Below are 3038 nucleotides of genomic sequence, written 5' to 3' on the forward strand. Positions count from 1 at the left end.
ATAAATCTGACGACGCTGGGCCTGGTCGAGGGTGGTGGCGCCCCGTTTCATCAGGGTATCAATCAGAACCTCAAAGGCTTCGACCCTTGCCGGGGGCCGGCCTCCGACACCCTGGTTCCAGGCGTGCAGGGAACCGTTAAGCTCCCAGACGTTTCGGGCGAAGGCCGGCTCGACCCCGCCGGTGAGACCGATCAGAATGGCATCGAACTCGCGGGTGCCGTCGGCAGCCGGTGTGGTGAGCTGGCGCACCAGTTCGTTGAAGTCAATGGGGCGGTATTCCACCTTGACGCCAACCTTGCGGGCTTCGTCGCGGAAAATCTGGGCAATGCGCTCGCGCACGGTATTGCCCTGGTTGGTCACCAGGTTGAACTCCAGCACCTGGCCCTGGGCATTGACCAGCCAGCCGTCGCGGTTCCGGGTGCGGAAGCCGAGTTCGGCCAGAAGCTGGGTGGCCCGCTGGGGGTTGAACTCAAACTTGGGAACATCGTCGGTAAAGAAGGCCTTGGCCGGAATGGAGATGGGGCTCCACTGGGGCTGGCCCAGACCGCCCAGGGCGACCTCGATCATGGACTTCTTGTCCATCAGGTGGGCCATGGCCCGGCGGAACTTAACCTGACGGAACAGGTTGGCCTTGTTGGCGTCCTTGTGGTTCCAGTTGAAAACGACGAAGTTGGTACCCATGGTCACATCGGCGTTGGGGAAGATCTCGCCCCGCAGGCGGTTGCCCCGAATACGCTCCAGAACCTGCGCTACATGGTCGGCGTTGGCCGCCGCGAAGGTATCCGCATCACCCGCCAGGAAGCGAGCAAGCTGGGCGTTAAGATCCGGCACGATCTGCACGGTGTAGCGCTCGAGGTAGGCCACGGGGTTGTTACGCTCGTCCACGCCCCAGTGGTTGGGGTTGCGGACGAGTACCACCCGCTCACCCTTGACGTAGCTATCCAGCCTGAAAGGGCCGCCTGAGATCACCTGAGCCGCCGGCGTATCCAGGTTCCACAATGCCTGGAGTTGCGGTACCCCAGCACGGAAGGCGGGGCCAAAAATGTGCTCGGGAGCGATATACCAGCCCTGGAGCAGCGCTGGCGCGTAGGGCTTGGGGAAGTCGGCCCGCACCGTTAGCTGGTCAACCTTGGTCCAGCGGATGGGCTGACCGTCCAGGATGAAGGCGCTGCGCGAGTTGGAGTTGACCCGCGGATCGCCGTGTACGGTAGCGCTAAAGATTACGTCGTCGGCATCTATGGCCTGTCCATCCGACCAGCGCGCCCCTTCGCGCAGACGGAAAATAACGGTCAGGCCGTTGTTGCGGACTTCCCAGCTTCGGGCCAGGTTGCCCTCGGGGGCCAGGGTACGGGGGTTGTAGCCGGTAAGGGTGGGCAGGAACAGCGCAATGATATCGGTGGAAGAGGTTTCGCGGGCCACAAAGGGGTTCCAGGTGCGCGGGTCGGAGATCGCGGTAATTCGGTACGCACCCCCTACACGGCCCGGCTCGGTGCCTCTGAACACCTTGGGCTGGGCCAGGGCCAACCCGGCCAGGGCAAGCATTCCTAAGACCAACAGTTTCTTCATATCTAGCCTCCTGATTCTGGACAGTTCACCACCCTCGCTGCTTCAGGGGAAGAACCACAACGAGATGGACTTGGTACAAAGCTATATAGCCTACATCCGACTGTCAAGGGCTTACAGGCGAATTTGTACTTGGATTACATCCACCAAACGGTGGATGGGCTTAGGTCATAGTTCCATTGCTCTCACAACAAAACGCCCTCCAGCACAGGTGGAGGGCGGTATCGGGTGAGGATTTTAACCAACCGACTATCGCTCGAAAAACCGGAAAGAAAAAGCCAGAACTGCGAAGATAGCCCCCAGCACCACCGTGATGCGGTACAGCCCACCGGTAATACCACGGGTGCTGAAAAGGTCGGTGGAACCCCCAAACATATCGCCTGCGCCCTGCTTGGGTTCTTGCGAGAGCACCAGATAGACCAGAAATCCGGCCACGGCGATGTACAGAAAAATCAGGATGTTTTGAAGAATCTCCACTGCATGCCTCCACTGCTGGTTGTGCCCACTGGTGCCGGGAATGGGACTCGAACCCACACGGCTGTTAACCGTCCGATTTTGAGTCGGGTGCGTCTACCAATTCCGCCATCCCGGCACGCGGACAAAGTACTGGCATCTTCGCCAGCAAGACTAAACTATAGTGCCTTTTGGACGGATTCGCAAGCCAAGAACCAGTAAGACCCCCGCTAACCCTACCGCCCAGTCCCCCCAGCGGACATACAAAGTTTGGTCTTGCAGCCAGCCAAACTGCCCCGCAAGAAAGCCCGGCTGGCGTTGGGGAATGCGGGCCGTAACTCGTCCGTAAGGGTCTATGATGGCCGTGACCCCATCGTTGCCGGCCCGCAGCAGCCAGCGCCCGGTTTCGACGGCACGCAGACGGCCCATCTGAAAGTGCTGTAAACCCCCAAAGCTGGGGCCAAACCAGGCATCGTTGGAGCCCAGTTCCAGAACCTCCGCACCGTTCACAACAAGACTTCTGGCAACCGATGGAAACACCGATTCGTAGCAGATGAGCGCTCCGTAGCGGCCCAGAGGCAGATAGCCACGGCCTGGAATGCGGCTGGCCAGGTCTCCCTCGAAGCCAAAGGCCCGGAAAAAGAACCGGTAAACCGGTCGTAACCGGTCGCTCCACGGGAAACTCTCGCCAAAAGGCACCAGTCTGTTCTTGTCGTAAGTGTGGGTAATGTGTCCGTTTGAGAGACGCACGGCCCGATTGGATGTACCGGTCTCGAGGCCACTGATAAGTTCGCGGTTCCCCAGCAAAGCCACCAGCTCGGGCGAAAAGCCCGCCACGGCGGTCTCCGGCCAGATGACTACCCCAGTCTCGGGGTGGGCTTGCAAGCCCTGGTGCGTTAGTTCGACATAGGTCTGCTCGGCAGCCACACCGTCGAGCTTGCGCACGGGATTGCTATTCCCCTGCACCCACAGGGCATTCTCGCTACCTTGAGCAGCAGGCAGAGGCATCGCCCACAATCCTA

At 60.4% G+C, this 3038-nt stretch carries 3 protein-coding genes and 1 tRNA gene; all 4 read right to left on the reverse strand.

Annotation, left to right across the window (positions count from 1 at the left end; translation table 11 throughout):
* The coding region (locus tag Q0288_RS09460) for an ABC transporter substrate-binding protein (protein WP_299429763.1) at positions 1-1566 on the reverse strand (1566 nt) is incomplete at its 3' end.
* A gap of 246 nt (positions 1567-1812) precedes the next feature.
* Positions 1813-2040 carry a preprotein translocase subunit SecG gene (gene secG, locus Q0288_RS09465; RefSeq protein ID WP_299429765.1) on the reverse strand — a complete coding sequence of 76 codons (228 nt, stop codon included), beginning with the start codon at positions 2038-2040 and terminating at the stop codon, positions 1813-1815.
* 29 nt (positions 2041-2069) lie between these two features.
* Positions 2070-2155, reverse strand: a tRNA-Leu gene (locus Q0288_RS09470).
* Positions 2156-2190: 35 nt separating this feature from the next.
* The coding region (gene lnt / locus Q0288_RS09475) for an apolipoprotein N-acyltransferase (protein WP_299429767.1) at positions 2191-3038 on the reverse strand (848 nt) is incomplete at its 5' end.

The sequence above is a fragment of the uncultured Meiothermus sp. genome, from assembly GCF_937863175.1.
Taxonomy (GTDB): domain Bacteria; phylum Deinococcota; class Deinococci; order Deinococcales; family Thermaceae; genus Meiothermus.